Source organism: Streptomyces sp. NPDC091281 (assembly GCF_044757425.1).
GTDB lineage: Bacteria > Actinomycetota > Actinomycetes > Streptomycetales > Streptomycetaceae > Streptomyces.
Genome location: NZ_JBIVUY010000003.1, coordinates 466082 through 484532 on the forward strand (window position 1 = coordinate 466082; position 18451 = coordinate 484532).

Annotated in this window: 14 protein-coding genes and 1 riboswitch; of the genes, 7 read left to right on the forward strand and 7 right to left on the reverse strand. The window is 73.6% G+C overall.

What is annotated here, in order from left to right; all coding sequences use genetic code 11:
- Both ACIQPQ_RS10165 and ACIQPQ_RS10170 read right to left on the reverse strand, forming a co-directional pair.
- Positions 1-969 (reverse strand): ABC transporter permease, encoded by a 969-nt coding sequence (locus ACIQPQ_RS10165; RefSeq protein ID WP_401302677.1) that lies wholly within the window; start codon positions 967-969, stop codon positions 1-3.
- A 26-nt stretch (positions 970-995) separates the two neighbouring features.
- Entirely contained in the window at positions 996-2606 is a 1611-nt protein-coding gene (locus ACIQPQ_RS10170; protein ID WP_401302242.1) for an ABC transporter substrate-binding protein, read from the reverse strand.
- A gap of 267 nt (positions 2607-2873) precedes the next feature.
- Here ACIQPQ_RS10170 and ACIQPQ_RS10175 point away from each other — a divergent pair, with 267 nt between their 5' ends.
- Genes ACIQPQ_RS10175 through meaB form a run of 3 tightly spaced genes read left to right on the forward strand, consistent with a single transcriptional unit; the run spans position 2874 to position 7838 of the window.
- Positions 2874-4679 carry a methylmalonyl-CoA mutase family protein gene (locus tag ACIQPQ_RS10175; protein WP_401302244.1) on the forward strand — a complete coding sequence of 602 codons (1806 nt, stop codon included), beginning with the start codon at positions 2874-2876 and terminating at the stop codon, positions 4677-4679.
- Between the two features lies 1 nt (position 4680).
- The gene (gene scpA, locus ACIQPQ_RS10180) at positions 4681-6855 is read left to right on the forward strand and encodes a methylmalonyl-CoA mutase (protein WP_401302247.1); all 2175 of its coding nucleotides are present in this window, start codon (positions 4681-4683) and stop codon (positions 6853-6855) included.
- Positions 6852-7838 (forward strand): methylmalonyl Co-A mutase-associated GTPase MeaB, encoded by a 987-nt coding sequence (meaB, locus tag ACIQPQ_RS10185; RefSeq protein ID WP_401302250.1) that lies wholly within the window; start codon positions 6852-6854, stop codon positions 7836-7838. Before scpA ends, meaB begins: the two co-directional genes overlap by 4 nt.
- Before the next feature lie 67 nt (positions 7839-7905).
- Here the strand turns inward: meaB and lysA are convergent, their stop codons facing one another.
- The 3 genes from lysA to ACIQPQ_RS10200 all read right to left on the reverse strand — a co-directional run bounded on the left by lysA (position 7906) and on the right by ACIQPQ_RS10200 (position 11072).
- On the reverse strand, positions 7906-9270 hold the full coding sequence (gene lysA, locus ACIQPQ_RS10190; protein WP_401302253.1) for a diaminopimelate decarboxylase: 1365 nt from the start codon (positions 9268-9270) through the stop codon (positions 7906-7908).
- Positions 9271-9284: 14 nt separating this feature from the next.
- A complete protein-coding gene (locus tag ACIQPQ_RS10195) occupies positions 9285-9695 on the reverse strand; it encodes an SAV_915 family protein (protein ID WP_401302254.1) in 411 nt (136 codons plus the stop codon).
- 204 nt (positions 9696-9899) lie between these two features.
- The gene (locus ACIQPQ_RS10200; protein WP_401302256.1) at positions 9900-11072 is read right to left on the reverse strand and encodes a magnesium and cobalt transport protein CorA; all 1173 of its coding nucleotides are present in this window, start codon (positions 11070-11072) and stop codon (positions 9900-9902) included.
- 252 nt (positions 11073-11324) lie between these two features.
- A riboswitch (cobalamin riboswitch) is annotated at positions 11325-11479 on the forward strand.
- Positions 11480-11664: 185 nt separating this feature from the next.
- Between ACIQPQ_RS10200 and metE the strand changes: the two genes are divergently transcribed.
- Positions 11665-13983, forward strand: a complete 2319-nt coding sequence (gene metE, locus ACIQPQ_RS10205; RefSeq protein WP_401302258.1) for a 5-methyltetrahydropteroyltriglutamate--homocysteine S-methyltransferase — start codon at positions 11665-11667, stop codon at positions 13981-13983.
- A 90-nt stretch (positions 13984-14073) separates the two neighbouring features.
- Here the strand turns inward: metE and ACIQPQ_RS10210 are convergent, their stop codons facing one another.
- Positions 14074-14499 carry a universal stress protein gene (locus tag ACIQPQ_RS10210; RefSeq protein ID WP_401302260.1) on the reverse strand — a complete coding sequence of 142 codons (426 nt, stop codon included), beginning with the start codon at positions 14497-14499 and terminating at the stop codon, positions 14074-14076.
- Position 14500: 1 nt separating this feature from the next.
- Positions 14501-16009, reverse strand: a complete 1509-nt coding sequence (locus ACIQPQ_RS10215) for an APC family permease (protein ID WP_401302262.1) — start codon at positions 16007-16009, stop codon at positions 14501-14503.
- 264 nt (positions 16010-16273) lie between these two features.
- Between ACIQPQ_RS10215 and dhaK the strand changes: the two genes are divergently transcribed.
- The 3 genes from dhaK to ACIQPQ_RS10230 all read left to right on the forward strand — a co-directional run bounded on the left by dhaK (position 16274) and on the right by ACIQPQ_RS10230 (position 18400).
- Positions 16274-17266: a dihydroxyacetone kinase subunit DhaK gene (gene dhaK, locus ACIQPQ_RS10220; RefSeq protein WP_401302264.1), complete on the forward strand. Its 993-nt coding sequence runs from the start codon at positions 16274-16276 to the stop codon at positions 17264-17266.
- A 115-nt stretch (positions 17267-17381) separates the two neighbouring features.
- Positions 17382-17981, forward strand: a complete 600-nt coding sequence (dhaL, locus tag ACIQPQ_RS10225) for a dihydroxyacetone kinase subunit DhaL (RefSeq protein WP_401302265.1) — start codon at positions 17382-17384, stop codon at positions 17979-17981.
- Positions 17978-18400 carry a PTS-dependent dihydroxyacetone kinase phosphotransferase subunit DhaM gene (locus ACIQPQ_RS10230; protein ID WP_401302267.1) on the forward strand — a complete coding sequence of 141 codons (423 nt, stop codon included), beginning with the start codon at positions 17978-17980 and terminating at the stop codon, positions 18398-18400. Before dhaL ends, ACIQPQ_RS10230 begins: the two co-directional genes overlap by 4 nt.
- Positions 18401-18451: the final 51 nt, after the last annotated feature.

The window sequence follows — 18451 nt, forward strand, 5'->3', positions numbered from 1 at the left end:
TCACATGTCACGGAGGTTCACCCTCGGGTCGAAGAGGCCGTAGAGGAGGTCGGCGAGGAGGTTGCCGGTGAGGACGGCCAGGGTGGCGAGCGTGGTCAGGGCGGCGAGCAGCGGGAAGTCGACGGCGAGGGCGGCCTCCACGGTGGCGGCGGCGATGCCGGGCCAGCTGAAGACGGTCTCCACCAGCAGGGCCCCGGTGATGAGTTCGGGCACCCGCGAGCCGATCAGGGTGAGGACGGGCAGGAGTCCGGAGCGCAGGGCGTGGCCGAGCAGGACGGTGCCCTCCCCGAGGCCGCGGGCGCGGGCGCCGCGCACCGGGTCCTCCGCGAGGGCGTCGGCGACGCCCTGGCGGACGTAGAGGGTGAACCAGGGCAGTTGGGAGATCGCCAGGACCGCGGCGGGCAGCACGAGGTGGCGGGTGACCTGGCCCGCGGTGACGACCTCGCTGGCGGTGTCGGTGAGGCCGCCCGCCGGGAGGACGCCGAGGCGGAGCGCGAACACCCAGACGGCGAGGAGGGCGATCCAGAAGACCGGGGCGGCCTCCAGGGTGTAGGCGAGGGAGGTGACGGTCCGGTCGAGCCAGGAGCCGGGGCGGCGGGCGGCGAGGACGCCGAGGACGGTGCCGGTGAGGACGGCGGCGGCGAACGCGACCGCGCACAGCAGCGTGGACCACACCAGGCGTTCGCCGATGACCTCGGCGACGGGCTGGCGCATCACGCTGGACTGTCCGAGGTCGCCGCCGAGGGCGGCGGTGAGCCAGTCCCACCAGCGGGCGGCGAACGGCTCGTCCGCGCCGAGGTTGGCGCGCAGCCGGTCCAGGGTCTCCTGGTCGGCGCCGAGGGCGGCGGTCCCGGCGTACGCCTTGACGGGGTCGAAGGGGGAGGCGGCGGCGATCGCGAACACGCCGAAGGTGACGGCGAGCAGGACGGGGACGGCGAACAGGGTCCGCCGTCCCGCCAGCCGGGCCATCGCCCCCCAGGGCAGGGGCGGCCGGGTCACTTCTTGGGCTGCCAGTCCTCGATGTTCCACCAGGGGCCGCTGGAGAAGCCGTGCTCGTGCGGCTCGACCTGGGTGGTGAGGCCCTGCCAGCGGTCGGCGAGGACGTAGAGGTGGTCGATGTGGGTGAGGAAGGTGTAGCCGGGGTTCTCGACGAGGGCGCGCTGGAGGCCGTCGTAGGCGGTCTTGCGGGCGGCGGGGTCCTGGCTGCGGCGGCCGGTGTCGAGGGCGGCGTCGACGGCCGGGTCGTCGTAGCGGCCCATGTTGTTGAAGCCGTCGCCCGCGAGGCTGGAGTGGAGCAGGGTGTAGAGGCCGAAGTCGGGGTCGCCGGTGCTGCCGAAGCCCGCGAGGACGGCGTCGTTCTTCATGCGCGGCTCGATGACCTCCCAGGTGGCGCTCTCCACCTCGACGTCGATGCCGGTCTTCTTGGCGTCGGAGGCGTAGGCGAGGGCGTGGTCCTGGCGGACCTTGTCGCCGGAGGGGTAGAGCAGGGTGAAGGAGGCCTTGCGGCCGTCCTTGGCGCGGATGCCGTCGGAGCCGGGCTTCCAGCCCGCCGCGTCGAGGATCTTCCCGGCCCCGGCGAGGTCCTGGGGGCGTTCGATGCCCTTCGCGAACCAGGGGTCGTCGAGGGGCAGCGGGCCGTAGGCGGGCCGTCCGGCGCCTTCGAGGATCTTGTCGACCATGGCCCGGCGGTCCACGGCGGCGTCCAGGGCGCGGCGGATCGCGCGGTCGCCGGTGACCTTGTTCGCGGTGGGCAGAGTGACGGTGCGGAAGTCGTAGGACGTCGCGTCGTACGTGCGGCGCCCGCCGTCCTTCGCGAAGGTGGCGGCGAGGTTGGGCGGGAGGATCGCGCCGTCGAGGTCTCCCGCGCGCATGCGGGTGGCGCGGACGTCGTCGTCCTCGACGATCGCCATGGTGAAGCTCTTCACCTTCGGCTCGGGGCCCCAGTAGCGGGGGTTGGCCTTGAAGGTGAGCTTCTCGCCCTTGCGCCAGTCCGCGAGGACGTACGGCCCGGTGCCGACCGGCCGGGTGTTGAAGGCGCCGGTGTTGGGGTCCTGCTTCCCGGCGACGTGCTCGGGCACGATCGGCAGGACGGTGCGGGCGGCGAACGGCGCGTAGGGGTACTTGAGGGTGAAGACGACCGTGTCGTCCCCGGCCGCGCGCACGTCCTTGATGGCGTCGAGTTCGCTGCGGTAGGTGTTGTTGGTGCCCGCGTCGAGGACGGTGCGGTACGTGAAGACGACGTCGTCGGCGGTGAGCTTCTCGCCGTCGCTGAACTCGACGCCGCCGCGCAGGCGGTACGTGTAGGTGAGGCCGCCGTCGGTGATCTGGGGGAGGTCCTGGGCGAGGGCGGGCCGTAGGGCGAGGTCGGCGTCGTGGGTGAGCAGCCCGTCGAAGATCTTGGAGTTGCCGTCCTTGCCGTAGCCGAGGAGCGGGCTGAGCGTGTCCGGCTCCGAGGCCACCCCGATGACGACGGTGTCGGCGGCGCCGTCCCCCGCCGGGCCGCCGCCGGGCGCCGAACACGCGCTGATCCCGCCCGCCAGCGCCGCCACGGCGGCGGCCCCTCGTATGCGTCCAGGTGTCCGCCGGAGTGTCCGTCGGATCGTCATGCGCGTCTCACACCCTTACTGGTGGCTGAATGTAGTTGCATATTATGTGCAGGTAAGAGTTGCCCATGAAATTCAGCCGTCAGTCCCCGATCCGGACCCGATACGGGCCCGATCGTGGCCGGAACCCGTCCGGCGCGCGTTCCCTACCGTCCGCGCCGCCGCGATCTCAAGGGATCCCCCGGGAGGGTCTGCTCACATTTCCCTAGAGTTCAAGGTCACAGGGCTGGCCTCTGCTGATCCGCCGACCGGCTGGCCTAGCATCCGAACATGACGGTCCTGCCTGACGACGGGCTTGAGCTGGCCGGCGAGTTCCCTGACGTGACGCACGAGCAGTGGCAGCGCCTCGTGGCGGGTGTCCTGCGCAAGGCGGGCAAGGACGTCGAGGGCGCCGAGGCCGAGGAAGCCCTGTCCACGACGCTTGAGGACGGGTTGCGCACCCGCCCCCTGTACACCGCGCGCGACGAGGCGCCCGACCCGGGACTCCCCGGGCTCGCGCCCTTCGTCCGGGGCAGCCGTCCCGAGGGGAACACCGTCGGCGGGTGGGACGTCCGCCAGCGGCACACCGCCGCCGACAACGCGGCCGTCCTGGCCGACCTGGAGAACGGCGTCACCTCGCTGTGGCTGGTCGTCGGCGAGGGCGGCCTGCCGCCCGCCGCCCTGGAGCCGACCCTCGACGGCGTCCTCCTGGACCTCGCGCCCGTCGCCCTCGACGCCGGAGCCGACGCCGAGACCGCCGCCGCGACCCTGCTGCGGCTGTACGAGGAGCGCGGCGTCGCCCCCGAGGCCGCGCGCGGCACCCTGGGCGCCGACCCGCTCGGCCACGAGGCCCGCACCGGACAGGCCCTCGACCCGGCCCCGGCCACCGCGCTCGCCCTCCGCTGCGTCACGTCGTACCCCGGACTGCGGGCCCTGACCGTGGACGCGCTGCCGTACCACGAGGCGGGCGGCTCGGCCGGGCAGGAGCTGGGCGCCTCACTGGCGACCGGCGTCGCCTACCTGCGGCAGCTCACCGAGGCCGGACTCGGCGTCGAACAGGCCCTCGGCCAGCTGGAGTTCCGCTACGCGGCGACCGCCGACCAGTTCCTCACCATCGCCAAGCTGCGCGCCGCCCGCCGCCTGTGGGCCCGGGTCGCCGAGGTGTCCGGGGCGCCCGCGGCGGGCGCCCAGCACCAGCACGCGGTGACCTCGCCGGTGATGATGACCCGCCGCGACCCCTGGGTGAACATGCTGCGCACCACGATCGCCGCGCTGGCCGCCGGGACCGGCGGGGCGGACGCGGTGACCGTCCTCCCCTTCGACGAGGCCCTGGGTCTGCCGGACGCCTTCGCCCGCCGCATCGCGCGCAACACCTCCACCGTCCTCATCGAGGAGTCCCACCTGGCGCGGGTCATCGACCCGGCGAGCGGCTCCTGGTACGTGGAACGGCTCACCGACGAACTCGCCCACGCGGGCTGGGAGTTCTTCCGCTCCGTCGAGCGCGACGGCGGCCAGGCCGCGGTCCTGCGCTCCGGCCGCCTCGCCGACGACCTCGCCGCGACCTGGCGGACCCGCGGCGCGAAGCTCGCCGCGCGGCGCGAGCCGATCACCGGCGTCAGCGAGTTCCCGAACCTGGCCGAACCGCCCGTCCACCGCGCACCGGCGCCCGCGCCGCGCTCGGGCGGGCTGCCGCGGGTACGCCGCGACGAGGCCTTCGAGGCGCTGCGCGCCCGCTCGGACGCGCACCTCGCGGCCACCGGGTCCCGGCCGCGGATCTTCCTGGCCACCATCGGCCCCGCCGCCGCGCACACCGCGCGCGCCGCCTTCGCCGCCAACCTGTTCCAGGCGGGCGGCATCGAAGCCGTCACGACGGGCACCTTCGAGGAGAGCGGGGCGGCCGAGGCCTGCCTGTGCTCCAGCGACGCGCTCTACGCCGAGCAGGCCGAACAGACCGCCGCCGCCCTGCGCTCCGCCGGGGCCACGCACGTGTTCCTGGCGGGCCGCGGCGACTACGCCGGGGTCGACTCCCGGATCTTCGCCGGGGCCGACGCCGTGGGCGTGCTGTCCACCACCCTCGACCGCATGGGAGTGTCCTGACATGGGAATCCCCGACTTCACCGGGATCGAGCTGGGGACCCCGGCCGCGGACGGGGGCGCCGACGAGTGGCGCACGGCTGTTAAGCGGGCCGCGGGCGGCGACGACCTGCTGTGGGAGACCCCCGAGGGCATCCCCGTCAAGCCGCTCTACACCGGGCAGGACCTGGAGGGCCTCGACTTCCTCCACACCTACCCGGGCACGGCGCCGTTCCTGCGCGGCCCCTACCCCACGATGTACGTCAACCAGCCGTGGACGATCCGCCAGTACGCGGGCTTCTCCACCGCCGAGGAGTCCAACGCCTTCTACCGCCGCAACCTGGCCGCCGGGCAGAAGGGCCTCTCCGTCGCCTTCGACCTGCCGACCCACCGCGGCTACGACAGCGACCACCCGCGGGTCACCGGCGACGTCGGCATGGCGGGCGTCGCCATCGACTCGATCTACGACATGCGGCAGCTCTTCGACGGCATCCCGCTGGACCGGATGACGGTGTCGATGACGATGAACGGCGCCGTGCTGCCGGTCCTCGCGCTGTACATCGTGGCGGCCGAGGAACAGGGCGTGCCGCCGGAGAAGCTGGCCGGGACCATCCAGAACGACATCCTCAAGGAGTTCATGGTCCGCAACACCTACATCTATCCGCCGAAGCCGTCGATGCGGATCATCTCCGACATCTTCGCCTACACCTCCCAGCGGATGCCGCGCTACAACTCCATCTCGATCTCCGGCTACCACATCCAGGAAGCGGGCGCGACGGCCGACCTGGAGCTGGCGTACACCCTCGCCGACGGCGTCGAGTACATCCGCGCGGGGCGCGAAGCGGGCCTGGACGTCGACGCGTTCGCGCCGCGGCTGTCGTTCTTCTGGGCGATCGGCATGAACTTCTTCATGGAGATCGCCAAGTTGCGGGCGGCGCGGCTGCTGTGGGCCAAGCTGGTCAAGCAGTTCGACCCGCAGAACGCCAAGTCGCTGTCCCTGCGCACCCATTCGCAGACCTCGGGCTGGTCCCTCACCGCGCAGGACGTCTTCAACAACGTGACCCGCACCTGCGTCGAGGCGATGGCGGCGACCCAGGGCCACACCCAGTCGCTGCACACCAACGCCCTCGACGAGGCGCTCGCGCTGCCCACGGACTTCTCCGCGCGCATCGCCCGCAACACCCAGCTCCTCATCCAGCAGGAGTCGGGCACCACCCGCGTCATCGACCCGTGGGGCGGCAGCGCCTACGTCGAACGCCTCACCTACGACCTCGCCCGCCGCGCCTGGCAGCACATCCAGGAGGTGGAGCAGGCGGGCGGCATGGCGCAGGCCATCGACGCCGGTATCCCGAAGCTGCGGGTGGAGGAGGCCGCGGCCCGCACCCAGGCCCGCATCGACTCCGGCCGCCAGCCGGTGATCGGCGTCAACAAGTACCGGGTGGAGACCGACGAGCAGATCGACGTCCTCAAGGTCGACAACTCCTCGGTCCGCGCCCAGCAGGTGGAGAAGCTGCGGCGGCTGCGCGCCGAACGCGACGAGCGGGCCTGCCGGGACGCCCTGGACGCGCTGACCCGCGCCGCGGGCGGCGAGGGCAATCTGCTGGAGCTGGCGGTCGACGCGGCCCGCGCCAAGGCCACCGTCGGCGAAATCTCCGACGCCCTGGAGAAGGTGTACGGGCGGCACGCGAGCCAGATCCGTACGATCTCCGGCGTGTACCGCAACGAAGCAGGCGAGTCCCCGTCCGTGGAGCGCACCCGCACCCTGGTGGCGTCGTTCGAGGAGGCCGAGGGCCGCCGTCCGCGCATCCTGGTCGCCAAGATGGGCCAGGACGGCCACGACCGCGGCCAGAAGGTCATCGCGACCGCCTTCGCCGACCTCGGTTTCGACGTCGACGTCGGCCCGCTGTTCCAGACCCCGGCCGAGGTCGCCCGGCAGGCCGTCGAGGCGGACGTGCACATCGTCGGGGTCTCCTCGCTGGCCGCCGGACACCTCACGCTGGTGCCCGCGCTGAAGGAGCAGCTCGCCGAGGAGGGCCGCGAGGACATCATGATCGTCGTCGGCGGGGTCATCCCGCCGCAGGACGTGCCCACCCTGCTGGAGATGGGCGCCACGGCCGTGTTCCCGCCCGGGACGGTGATCCCGGACGCGGCGTACGACCTGGTGAACCGGCTGGCGGGCGACCTCGGACACACCCTGTGATCGATGTCGACGCCTACGTCAAGGGCGTCCTCGACGGCAGGCGGGCGCTGGTGGCGCGGGCCATCACGCTCGTCGAGTCCACCCGCGCCGACCACCGGGCGCTGGCGCAGGAGCTGCTGACCGAGCTGCTCCCGTACAGCGGGCGGGCGCGGCGGATCGGCGTCAGCGGGGTGCCGGGGGTCGGCAAGTCGACGTTCATCGACGCGTTCGGCACGATGCTGACCGGGCTCGGGCACCGGGTGGCGGTCCTCGCCGTGGACCCGTCGTCCAGCCGGACCGGCGGCTCCATCCTCGGTGACAAGACCCGTATGGAGCGGCTCGCCGTCGACCCGGCGGCGTTCGTCCGCCCCTCCCCCACCGCGGGCACCCTCGGCGGCGTCGCCAAGGCCACCCGCGAGTCGATCGTGGTGATGGAGGCGGCCGGGTACGACGTCGTGCTGGTGGAGACGGTGGGCGTCGGGCAGTCCGAGACGGCCGTGGCGAACATGGTCGACTCCTTCCTGCTGCTGACCCTGGCCCGCACGGGGGACCAGCTCCAGGGCATCAAGAAGGGCGTGCTGGAGCTGGCGGACGTCATCGCCGTCAACAAGGCGGACGGCCCGCACGAACGTGACGCGCGGGCCGCGGCCCGTGAACTGGCGGGCGCGCTGCGGCTGATGCACGGCCGGGACGCCGCCTGGACGCCTCCGGTGCTCAGTTGCAGCGCCCGCGAGTCGGCGGGCCTCGACACGGTGTGGGAGCGGCTGGAGCAGCACCGCACCCTGCTGGACTCCACCGGGCGGCTGGCCGCGAAGCGGCGGGACCAGCAGGTCGACTGGACCTGGTCGATGGTCCGCGACGACCTCCTCGGCCGGCTGCGCACCCACCCGGCGGTCCGCGCCCTCACCCCGGAACTCGAACAGCGGGTCCGGGACGGCGAGTTGACGCCCACACTGGCGGCGGAGCGCATCCTGCGGGCGTTCGGGGAACAGCAGCGGGAGTGAGGGACGGCCCGGTCGGGCCGGCCGGCGGGGGGAGGTCCGCGGCCGGGCCGACCGGGAGCAGAGGCGGCTACAGCCCGACGTCGCGGCCCCGGAGGTCGTCCAGCGACTCGCGCCGCACCAGGAGCCGGGCGCGGCCGTCGCGGACGGCGGTGACGGGCGGGCGGCCGACCATGTTGTAGGCGGAGGCCATCGACAGGTGGTAGGCGCCCGCCACGGGCACGGCGAGCAGGTCGCCGGGGCGCACGTCGTCGGGCAGCGGCACGTCGGCGGCGACGACGTCACCCGCCTCGCAGTGCCGTCCCACGACGGTCGCCGGGGCGAGGGTCGCGGAGCCGGGGCGCCCGACCAGCCGGGGCGCGTACCGGACGCCGTACAGGGCGGGCCGCGGGTTGTCGCTCATCCCGCCGTCGACCGCGACGAAGGTCCGTCCGCCGGTGCGTTTGACGGCCAGTACGTGGTAGACGGCGACGCCCGCCGGTCCCACGACGGCGCGGCCCGGTTCGACGATCAGCCGGGGCACCGGGAGCCCGGCGGAGGCGCAGGCCGAGGTCAGCTCGGCGCGGACCCGGCGGGCGAGGGCGGTGAGGTCCAGGGCGGGTTCGCCCGGCCGGTAGGCGATGCCGTGGCCGCCGCCGAGGTCGAGTTCGGGCAGCACCAGCCCGTGCTGGCGGTGCAGCCGCGACATCAGGCCCACCATGCGGCGTACGGCGGACAGATAGGGCTTGACCTCGGTGATCTGCGAACCCAGGTGGCAGTGCAGGCCGGTGAGGACCAGCTGCGGCTGGTCCAGTATCCGGGCGATGGCGTGCTGGGCGTAGCCGTCGGCGATGGAGAGGCCGAACTTCTGGTCGTCGGTGCCGGTGCGGATCTTCTCGTGGCCGCCCGCGGCGACGCCGGGCACCACCCGGACCATGACCCGCTGACGGCCCCCCGGCCCGACGGCCGCGGCCAGGCGGGCGATCTCCGAGGGGCTGTCGATGACGATCCGGCCGACGCCGAGGCGCAGGGCGGTGGCGAGGTCGTGCGGCGACTTGGCGTTGCCGTGCAGGACGATCCGCTCGGGCGGGAAGCCCGCGGTGACGGCGAGTTCCAGCTCGCCCGCGGAGCAGACGTCGAGGCCGAGGCCCTCCTCGTCGATCCAGTGGATCATCGCCCGGCACAGGAACGCCTTGGCGGCGTAGAGGACGTCGGCGTCGGGGAACGCGTCGCGGTAGGTGCGGCAGCGGTCGCGGACCTCGTGCTCGTCGAGGACGTAGACGGGGGTGCCGAAACGGTCGGCGATCTCGGTCAACGCGACCCCGCCGACGGCGAGTTCGCCGGGCCGGGGCTCGGTGGTGGAGGCGGGCCACACCGACCGCTCGGCGGCGGTGGAGACGGCACGGGCGGTGGCGGGGGCGGTCGTGGGAACGGCGGGGACGTGCGCGGTGGTCATCGGTCGTCCTCCCCTCAGCCGATCCGGGACACGAGCGCGGGGACCGGAGCGGGGCCGGCCGTGCGGTCGGGGGCGGGCGCGGGCCGCTCGGCCGCGGGGGCGGGCGCGGACGGCGCCGGGGCGGGGGCCGAGGATGCCGGGGCGGGGGCGGAGAGCGGCGGGTCGACCGTCACCGTGGTGACGCCGAGCGGGGCGGTGAGGGCGCGCAGCGCGGGTTCGGCGAGCCGGATCCACGGCTGGCCGGTGCCGAGGGTGGCGGCGAGCCGGGCGGCGCTGGTGAAGCCGACGGCCGTACGGGCGCCGAGCGGGGTGCGGAAGAGCCGGGTGACGTTCCCGGCGGGGCCCGGCCGGACCGGGACGTAGAGGGGTCCGGCCGGGGTCCGTTCGCAGGGTTCGGGGTCGTCGCCGCACAGGGGTGCTGCCATGGGATGCCTCCTGAGGGGCCCGGGGACCGGTGGTCCGCGGGTCCGGGGGTGGTTCGGGGAACCTGGTCGTGGTTCCCGGCAAGGACGCTATGCCCGCCCGGCCCGCCGCCGGGACCCGTCCTGACGCGACGCTGACGCGGTGAGCGCCGTCCCTGACGGATCACTGACGGCGCGGGGGCGGGCCGGAGCGGCGCCCGTACCGCGTCAGAGCCAGTCGCGGTGCTTGAAGACGACGTACAGGCTGACGCACACCAGGGCCATCAGGGCGACGGCGAAGGGGTAGCCGAGGGTCCAGTGCAGTTCGGGCATGTGGTCGAAGTTCATGCCGTAGACCGTGCCGATGAGGGTGGGGGCGAAGAGGATGGCGGCCCAGCTGGAGATCTTCTTGATCTCGTTGTTCTGGGCGTGGCCCGCCTCGGCGAGCGCCTTCATCTCCTCGTTCTGCGCCTGGGTGACGAGGGTGGCGTTGACGGTGAGGATGTCGCCGAGCATCTGCCGGAAGCCGTCCACGCGTTCGGCGACGGTGGTGGCGTGGTCGGCGACGTCTCGGAGGTAGCGCTGGAGTTCCTCGCTGGTGCCGTACTTGGCGAAGCCCGCCTCCAGGCCGCGCATGATGGTGAGCAGCGGGCGGGTGGCCCGCTGGAAGTCGACGACCTCGCGGGAGAGCGCGTAGATGCGGCGGGAGACGTTGGGGTCGCCGCCGAACACCTCGGACTCGATCTCGTCGATGTCGTTCTGGAGTCCGGCGACGACGGGCGCGTAGCCGTCGACGACCGCGTCGAGGATCGCGTAGAGCACGGCCTCGGGGCCCAGGGCGAGGAGGTCGCGGTCGTTCTCCAGGCGTTTGCGGACGGCGCCGAGGTCGGGGGCCTGGCTGTGCCGGACGGTGAGGACGAACTCGGGGCCGACGAAGATGTGGATCTCGCCGAAGTCGACCTCCTCCGTCTCGTCGAGGTAGCGGGCGGAGCGCAGGACGACGAAGAGGGTGGTGCCGTAGCGTTCCAGCTTGGGGCGCTGGTGGGCGACGATCGCGTCCTCCAGGGCAAGTTCGTGCAGCCCGAACCGTTCGGCGGCCTGGCCGAGCTGTTCCGGGGAGGGCCGGTAGAGGCCGATCCAGGCCATCGTGCCGGGCTCGCCGGGCAGCCGGGCGTAGATCTCGGCGAGGTCGGCGGGAACGTCCAGGCGGCGGCCGTCGCGGTAGACGGCCGCGTCGACGAGGCTGCGCTCCAGGGGTTCGCGCGGCGGCTCGGCGTCGGTCCAGGGGTCCATGGAGCGTTCGGGCGCGGGGTCGGTGTCGGGGTCGTCGCCGCGGGGGTGACCGGCGGACCGCAGGGGCCACTTCCCGGCGCGGGACGCGCGCGCTCGCCAGTCGGACATGGGCGCACCTCCTGGTGGGACGGCGTGACCGAGCCTAGGTGCTGCGGCGGGGGCCCGCGACGGCACACGGCCGGGCGCGGTACGGGTGCACGGCCGGGGCGTGCTGTTCCCGGTGGGGGCCCGGTTCAATCCCGTGGCACGGGTGGGTCAGGTCACCATCCGAATGGTGGACGTGACGCAGCGCACGGTACGGGGGCGCCGTAGGGTGGGCGGCGCAGCTGGTTCGCCCCGTCCGCCAGGCGGGATGCGTCGTAAGAGGGAACCCGGTGGGAATCCGGGACTGCCCCGCAGCGGTGAGCGGGAACGACCGCCGTCATACGCACTGGACCCTCGGGGGTCCGGGAAGCGACGGCCACTAGGTGTCCCCCGGTGTTGTCCGGAGGGCGTGCCCGCGAGTCCGAAGACCTGCCCGTTGCCCGTACGCGAACCCTCGCGCACGGACATCCCGGTGACCTCGTGGGCGGGTCGGCGTACAGAGCAGACGGACGACCGCGCCGTGCCGCGCGGGGTCGGACCCGTCCGCTCCGTCACCCCTTCGCGCTCTCGTCCCGCCACCGGGATCTCAGGGATTCGTCTCGCGAAGGAGATCTCCGTGACCACCAAGCCCGCAGCCGCGGCAGCACGGGCCACCGTGTACGGCTACCCCCGTCAGGGTCCGAACCGGGAGCTGAAGAAGGCCGTCGAGGGCTACTGGAAGGGCCGCGTCACCGCCGACGCCCTCCGGGCCACCGCCGCCGACCTGCGCCGCGACACCTTGCGGCAGCTCGCCGACGCCGGCATCGACGAGGTGCCCACCGGTCACTTCTCGTACTACGACCACGTCCTCGACACCACCGTCATGGTCGGCGCGGTCCCGGCCCGCCACCGGGCCGCCGTCGACGCGGACGCCCTGGACGGCTACTTCGCCATGGCGCGCGGCACCCAGGACGTCGCGCCGCTGGAGATGACCAAGTGGTTCGACACCAACTACCACTACCTGGTGCCCGAGCTGGGTCCGGACACGGAGTTCACGGCCGACTCCGCCAAGCAGGTCGCCGAGCTGGAGGAGGCCCTCTCGCTCGGCCTCGCGGCCCGCCCGGTCCTGGTCGGCCCGGTCACCTACCTGCTGCTGGCCAAGCCCGCGCCCGGGGTCCCCGCCGACTTCGAGCCGCTCACCCTCCTCGACCGGCTGCTGCCGGTGTACGCCGAGGTCCTCGCCGACCTGCGCGCCGCGGGCGCCGAATGGGTCCAGCTCGACGAGCCCGCCCTGGTGCAGGACCGCACCCCGGCCGAGCTGAACGCCGCCACCCGCGCCTACCGTGACCTCGGCGGTCTCACCGACCGCCCCAAGCTGCTCCTCGCGTCCTACTTCGACCGGCTCGGCGAGGCCCTGCCCGTCCTGGCCAAGGCCCCGGTGGAGGGCCTGGCGCTGGACTTCACCGAGGCTGGCGCCGCCCAGCTCGACGACCTCGCCGCCGTCGGCGGACTGCCCGGCAAGCGGCTGGTCGCGGGCGTCGTCAACGGCCGCAACATCTGGATCAACGACCTGTCGAAGTCGCTCGCCACCCTCGGCACCCTGCTGGGTCTCGCGGACCGGGTCGACGTGGCCGCGTCGTCGTCGCTGCTGCACGTGCCGCTCGACGCGAGCGCCGAGCGCGACATCGAACCGCAGATCCTGCGCTGGCTCGCCTTCGCCCGCCAGAAGACCGCCGAGATCGTCACCCTCGCCAAGGGCCTCACCAGCGGCACCGACACCATCGCGGGCGAACTCGCCGCCAACCGGGCCGCCCTCGCCTCCCGCGCGAACTCGCCGATCACCCACGACCCGGCCGTCCGCTCCCGCGCCGCCGCGGTCACCGACGCCGACGCCCGCCGCTCCCAGCCGTACACCGAACGCGCCGCCGCCCAGCGCGCCCACCTCGGGCTGCCGCTGCTGCCGACGACGACCATCGGCTCGTTCCCGCAGACGGGTGAACTGCGCACCGCCCGCGCCGATCTGCGCGCGGGCCGCATCGACACCGCCGGGTACGAGGAGCGCATCAAGGCGGAGATCCGCGAGGTCGTCTCCTTCCAGGAGAAGACCGGCATCGACGTCCTCGTGCACGGCGAGCCCGAACGCAACGACATGGTGCAGTACTTCGCCGAGCAGCTCACCGGCTACCTCGCCACCCAGCACGGCTGGGTGCAGTCCTACGGCACCCGCTACGTCCGCCCGCCGGTCCTGGCCGGGGACATCTCGCGGCCCGAGCCGATGACCGTGCGCTGGACGTCGTACGCGCAGTCCCTCAGCGACCGTCCCGTCAAGGGCATGCTAACCGGGCCCGTCACCATGCTGGCCTGGTCGTTCGTCCGTGACGACCAGCCCCTCGGCGACACCGCCCGGCAGGTCGCCCTCGCCCTGCGCGACGAGGTCGGCGACCTGGAGACCGCCGGCACCTCGGTGATCCAGGTCGACGAGCCCGCGCTGCGCGAGACGCTGCCGCTGCGCGCCGCCGACCGGCCCGCCTACCTCGACTGGGCCACCGAGGCGTTCCGCCTCAGCACCGCGGGCGTCCGCCCGGACACCCAGATCCACACCCACATGTGCTACGCCGAGTTCGGCGACATCGTCCAGGCCATCGACGACCTCGACGCGGACGTCATCAGCCTGGAGGCGGCCCGCTCGCACATGCAGGTCGCCCGCGAACTCGCCGCGCACGGCTACCCCCGCGAGGCGGGACCGGGCGTGTACGACATCCACTCGCCGCGGGTGCCGAGCGCGGAGGAGGCGGCGGAGCTGCTGCGGACCGGACTGAAGGCGATCCCCGCCGAACGGCTCTGGGTCAACCCGGACTGCGGCCTGAAGACCCGCGGCTGGCCCGAGACGCGGTCCTCGCTGGAGAACCTGGTCGCGGCGGCCCGCACCGTCCGCGAGGAACTGCCCACGAGCTGACCGGTCACCGTGGGCCGGGGGTCCGGGGCGTGTCGCACGCTCCGGACCCCCGGCCGCGGTCTCAGCCGTCCCGGTTTCAGTCGTCCCGTCTCAGTCGTCCGTCTCCGCCATGGGGACGCAGAGCACGGGCACCGGGGACAGGTGGAGCAGCTTGTGCGGGGTGGAGCCGAGCAGCGCGCCGCGCACCGGGCTCTCGCCCCAGCTGCCGACGACGATGACCCGGCCGCCGTGCCGTTCGGCCGCGTCCAGGAGGGCCTGGGCGGGCTTCTGGTCGATCACCTCGACCGTCGCCGGGACCCCGGCCGCCTCCGCCTCCGCCACGGCGTGCTGGAGGGCGACCCGGCCCGACTCGCGCAGCGCCTGGAGGTGGCTGCGGTACTCCTCGCCCATGCCGCCGGGCGCCGCCGCGCCGTAGACCAGCACCAGCGGCTCGTCGAAGGCGGCGGCGGTCTGGACGGCGACGCGCAGGGCGCGGACCGCGCCCGGGGACTCGTCGTAGCCGAGGATCACCGACATGTCAGGACTCCTTGCCGTGCACGAGGTCGGGGTCGGCCACGCCGGGGCGCTCCGACCAGAACGCGGGCGCCCGCAGCCGCCACACGATCATGATGATCACGCCGGCCAGGGCGATGCCGATGCCGATGACCAGCGGCGGGCCGACGCCGAACCAGGAGGTCCCGGTGTAGGAGTTGGCGGGGTCGGCCATGTCCTGGACGGACTCGACGAGCAGCCAGGCCAGCAGTCCGGCGCCGACCAGCGGGCCGAGGCCGATGAGCAGGAAGTGGTGCAGGCTCTCGGTGAGGTGGCGGCGGTAGTAGACGGCGCAGGCCACACCGGTGAGGGCGTAGTAGAAGGCGATCAGCAGGGACAGCGCGGTGAGCGAGTCGAACAGGGCGTTCTCGCTGATCTGGTTGACGACGACGTACCAGGCGATGGCGATGGCCGCGACCCACCAGGTGCTGACGTCGGGGGTGCGGAAGCGCGGGCTGATGTGGGCGAAGTGGCGGGGCAGCGCCTGGCGGCGGGCCATCGACAGGGCGGTGCGGGAGGCGGGGATGATCGTGGTCTGGGTGGAGGCGAGCGCCGAGGTGGACACCGCGACCAGCACGATCCAGTCCCAGCCGCCCAGCGCCTGGTTCGCGAGGAGCGCGAAGACGAACTCCTCCTCGTCGGCGTTGTCGGCGAGGAACGCCGGTCCCGCGTAGGCGACGACGGCGAACGCCACGGACACGTACGTGACGAGCAGGACGACGGTCGACCAGATCGCGGCCTTGCCGGGCGCGGTGGCGGGGTCCTCGGTCTCCTCGGAGAGGTTGACCGCCGACTCCCAGCCCCAGTAGATGAACACGCCGAGCAGCAGGGCCGCGGTCAGCGGGGCACCGCCCGCGCCGAACGGGTTGAGCCAGTCGATCGCGGGGTCGAGGGAGTCCGGGGTGCCGGTGCCGGCGTAGACGCGGTAGAGCGCGACGCCCGCGAAGATCAGCAGGCAGACGACCTGGGCGAGGATGAGGACGTTCTGCACCTTCGCCGAGAGTTCGGTGCCGATGACGCAGACCGCGGTCATGACGATGATGAGCAGGACCGCGAGGATCTGGCTCACCGCCTCGTTGTCGGCCCAGCTGTCCAGGCCGACCGCGAGGAGGCCGAAGGTGACGGCGACGTCGGCGAGCGAGCCGACGACGAGGACGCCGGTCATCGCGATGGCCCAGCCGCCGATCCACCCCGCCCACGGGCCCATGGCGCGGGTGACCCAGGAGAAGGTGGTGCCGCAGTCCTGGTCGACCCGGTTGAGGTAGTAGAACGCCGACGCGATCAGCAGCATCGGCACGAAGGACGCGAGCATCACGCCGGGCGCGTAGGTGCCCACGAGGACCACGACGGGTCCGATGACCGCGGCCAGGGAGTACGCCGGGGACGTGGCGTTGAGTCCGATGACCAGCGCGTCGACGAACCCGATCGCGCCCGCCTTCAGACCGTCCGCCGGACGGTCCGACGGCGGGCGCGCGTCCGCGGTCTCCTCGGCCATGGTTCTCCACCTCGCCTCTTCGCGGCCGCGCGGGGTGCGCGGCCCTCGCCCATACAACAGGGCGGAACGGGTTTCCACCGGGCGGGGAAGCCCGCACCGCACCGCACGTCACCCGGGTGCCCGACCGGGGGCGGGGCTCCCGCGACGTGACCTTCTCGGCCGCAAGGTCGATACTTGCGGACAGAAGGATCTCCGGCCGGCCGCCGACGCGACCGCGAGCGACGCCTGACCGTCTGCACCATGTCAGCACTCAGGAGGCACCCCGTGAAGATGCTCATCAACGTTCCCGAGACGGTCGTCGCGGACGCGCTGCGCGGCATGGCAGCCGCCCATCCCGAACTGACCGTCGACGTGGAGAACCGGGTGATCGTCCGGCGGGACGCCCCGGTCGCGGGGAAGGTGGGACTGGTCTCCGGCGGCGGGTCGGGGCACGAGCCGCTGCACGGCGGGTTCGTGGGCCCCGGCATGCTCTCCGCGGCCTGTCCGGGCGAGGTGTTCACCTCCCCCGTGCCCGACCAGATGCTGCGCGCGGCGGCGGCCGTGAACAGCGGCGAGGGCGTGCTGTTCATCGTGAAGAACTACACCGGTGACGTGCTCAACTTCGACATGGCGGCCGAGCTGGCCGAGGACGAGGGCATCCGGGTCGCGAAGGTGCTGGTCAACGACGACGTGGCGGTGACCGACAGCCTGTACACGGCGGGGCGGCGCGGCACCGGCGCCACCCTGTTCGTGGAGAAGATCGCGGGCGCGGCGGCCGACGAGGGGCAGCCCCTGGAGCGGGTCGAGGCGATCGCCCGCCAGGTCAACGAGAACTCCCGCAGCTTCGGCGTCGCCCTGAGCGCGGTCACCACCCCCGCCAAGGGCAGCCCCACCTTCGACCTGCCCGCCGGGGAACTGGAGCTGGGCATCGGCATCCACGGCGAGCCGGGGCGGGAGCGGCGCGCCATGATGACCTCCGGGGAGATCGCCGAGTTCTCGGTGGACGCCGTCGTCTCCGACCTCGCCCCCCGCAACCCGGTCCTGGTGCTGGTCAACGGCATGGGCGCGACGCCGCTGCTGGAGCTGTACGGCTTCAACGCCGAGGTCCAGCGGGTGCTGGAGCGGCGCGGGGTGCCGGTCGCCCGCACCCTGGTCGGCAACTACGTCACGTCCCTCGACATGGCGGGCGCCTCGGTGACCCTCTGCGAGATCGACGAGGAGCTGCTGCGGCTGTGGGACGCGCCCGTGGCGACGCCGGGGCTGCGCTGGGGCAGGTGAGGCGGGGGCCGCGCCGGGCCGGGTGACGCCGGGCGGCGGACGACCGCGGGGTGGCCGGTCCTGGGGGCCGGCCACCGGGAACGACCAGGCAGGGACGACCACGCAAGGAGATCCAGTGCTCGACGCCGACTTCTTCCGCCGTTGGATGACGGCGACCGCCGCCTCCGTCGACCGCGAGGCGGAACGGCTCACCGCCCTCGACTCGGCCATCGGGGACGCCGACCACGGCAGCAACCTCCAGCGCGGCTTCACCGCCGTCGCCGCCGAGCTGGACAAGGAGACCCCGGCGACACCGGGCGCGGTCCTCGTGCTCGCCGGACGCAAGCTGATCTCGACCGTCGGCGGCGCCTCCGGCCCGCTCTACGGCACGCTGCTGCGGGCCACGGGCAAGGCCCTCGGGGACGCGCCCGAGGTGAGCGAGGCGGAGTTCGCGGGCGCCTTCCGGGCGGGCGTGGACGCGGTCACCCGGCTGGGCGGGGCCGCGCCCGGCGACAAGACGATGGTCGACGCGCTGGTCCCGGCCGTGGACGCCCTCGGGGACGGGTTCGCCGCCGCGCGCACCGCCGCCGAGGAGGGCGCGGCCGCCACCACCCCGCTCCAGGCCCGCAAGGGCCGCGCCAGCTACCTCGGCGAGCGCAGCATCGGGCACCAGGACCCGGGGGCCACCTCGGTGGCACTGCTGGTCGCCGCCCTCGCGGAAGCGGACGCGAAGTGAGCGCCGCCGCGGGCGGGGAGCGGCTGGTGGGGATCGTCCTCGTGTCGCACAGCGCGGAGGTGGCCTCGTCGGTCGCCGCGCTCGCCCGGGGGCTGGCGGGCGGGGCGGACGCCGTGCCGGTCGCCCCGGCGGGCGGCACCGAGGGCGGCGGCCTGGGGACCAGCTCGGAGCTGATCGCCGCCGCTGCCGCCTCCGTCGACCGCGGGGCGGGCGTCGCGGTGCTGATGGACCTCGGCAGCGCGGTCCTGACCGTGAAGGCGCTCCTCGCCGAGGGCGACGAACTCCCCCCGGACACCCGGCTGGTGGACGCGCCCTTCGTGGAGGGCGCGGTGGCCGCCGTGGTCACCGCCTCCACCGGCGCGGACCTGGACGCGGTCGAGGCCGCGGCGGCGGAGGCGTACTCGTACCGGAAGGAGTGAGGAGGCCGTCCGCCCGGTCCGCGGCGGCCGTACGGCGTCGGCGAGGGGTGT

Excerpts from the sequence above, each read along its gene's own strand:
- ACIQPQ_RS10170 (WP_401302242.1), bottom strand. The coding sequence starts at position 2,606 with ATGACGATCCGACGGACACTCCGGCGGACACCTGGACGCATACGAGGG.
- ACIQPQ_RS10215 (WP_401302262.1), bottom strand. The coding sequence starts at position 16,009 with ATGGCCGAGGAGACCGCGGACGCGCGCCCGCCGTCGGACCGTCCGGCG.
- ACIQPQ_RS10210 (WP_401302260.1), bottom strand. The coding sequence starts at position 14,499 with ATGTCGGTGATCCTCGGCTACGACGAGTCCCCGGGCGCGGTCCGCGCC.
- scpA (WP_401302247.1), top strand. The coding sequence starts at position 4,681 with ATGGGAATCCCCGACTTCACCGGGATCGAGCTGGGGACCCCGGCCGCG.
- ACIQPQ_RS10195 (WP_401302254.1), bottom strand. The coding sequence starts at position 9,695 with ATGGCAGCACCCCTGTGCGGCGACGACCCCGAACCCTGCGAACGGACC.
- ACIQPQ_RS10165 (WP_401302677.1), bottom strand. The coding sequence starts at position 969 with ATGGCCCGGCTGGCGGGACGGCGGACCCTGTTCGCCGTCCCCGTCCTG.
- ACIQPQ_RS10175 (WP_401302244.1), top strand. The coding sequence starts at position 2,874 with ATGACGGTCCTGCCTGACGACGGGCTTGAGCTGGCCGGCGAGTTCCCT.
- lysA (WP_401302253.1), bottom strand. The coding sequence starts at position 9,270 with ATGACCACCGCGCACGTCCCCGCCGTTCCCACGACCGCCCCCGCCACC.
- ACIQPQ_RS10200 (WP_401302256.1), bottom strand. The coding sequence starts at position 11,072 with ATGTCCGACTGGCGAGCGCGCGCGTCCCGCGCCGGGAAGTGGCCCCTG.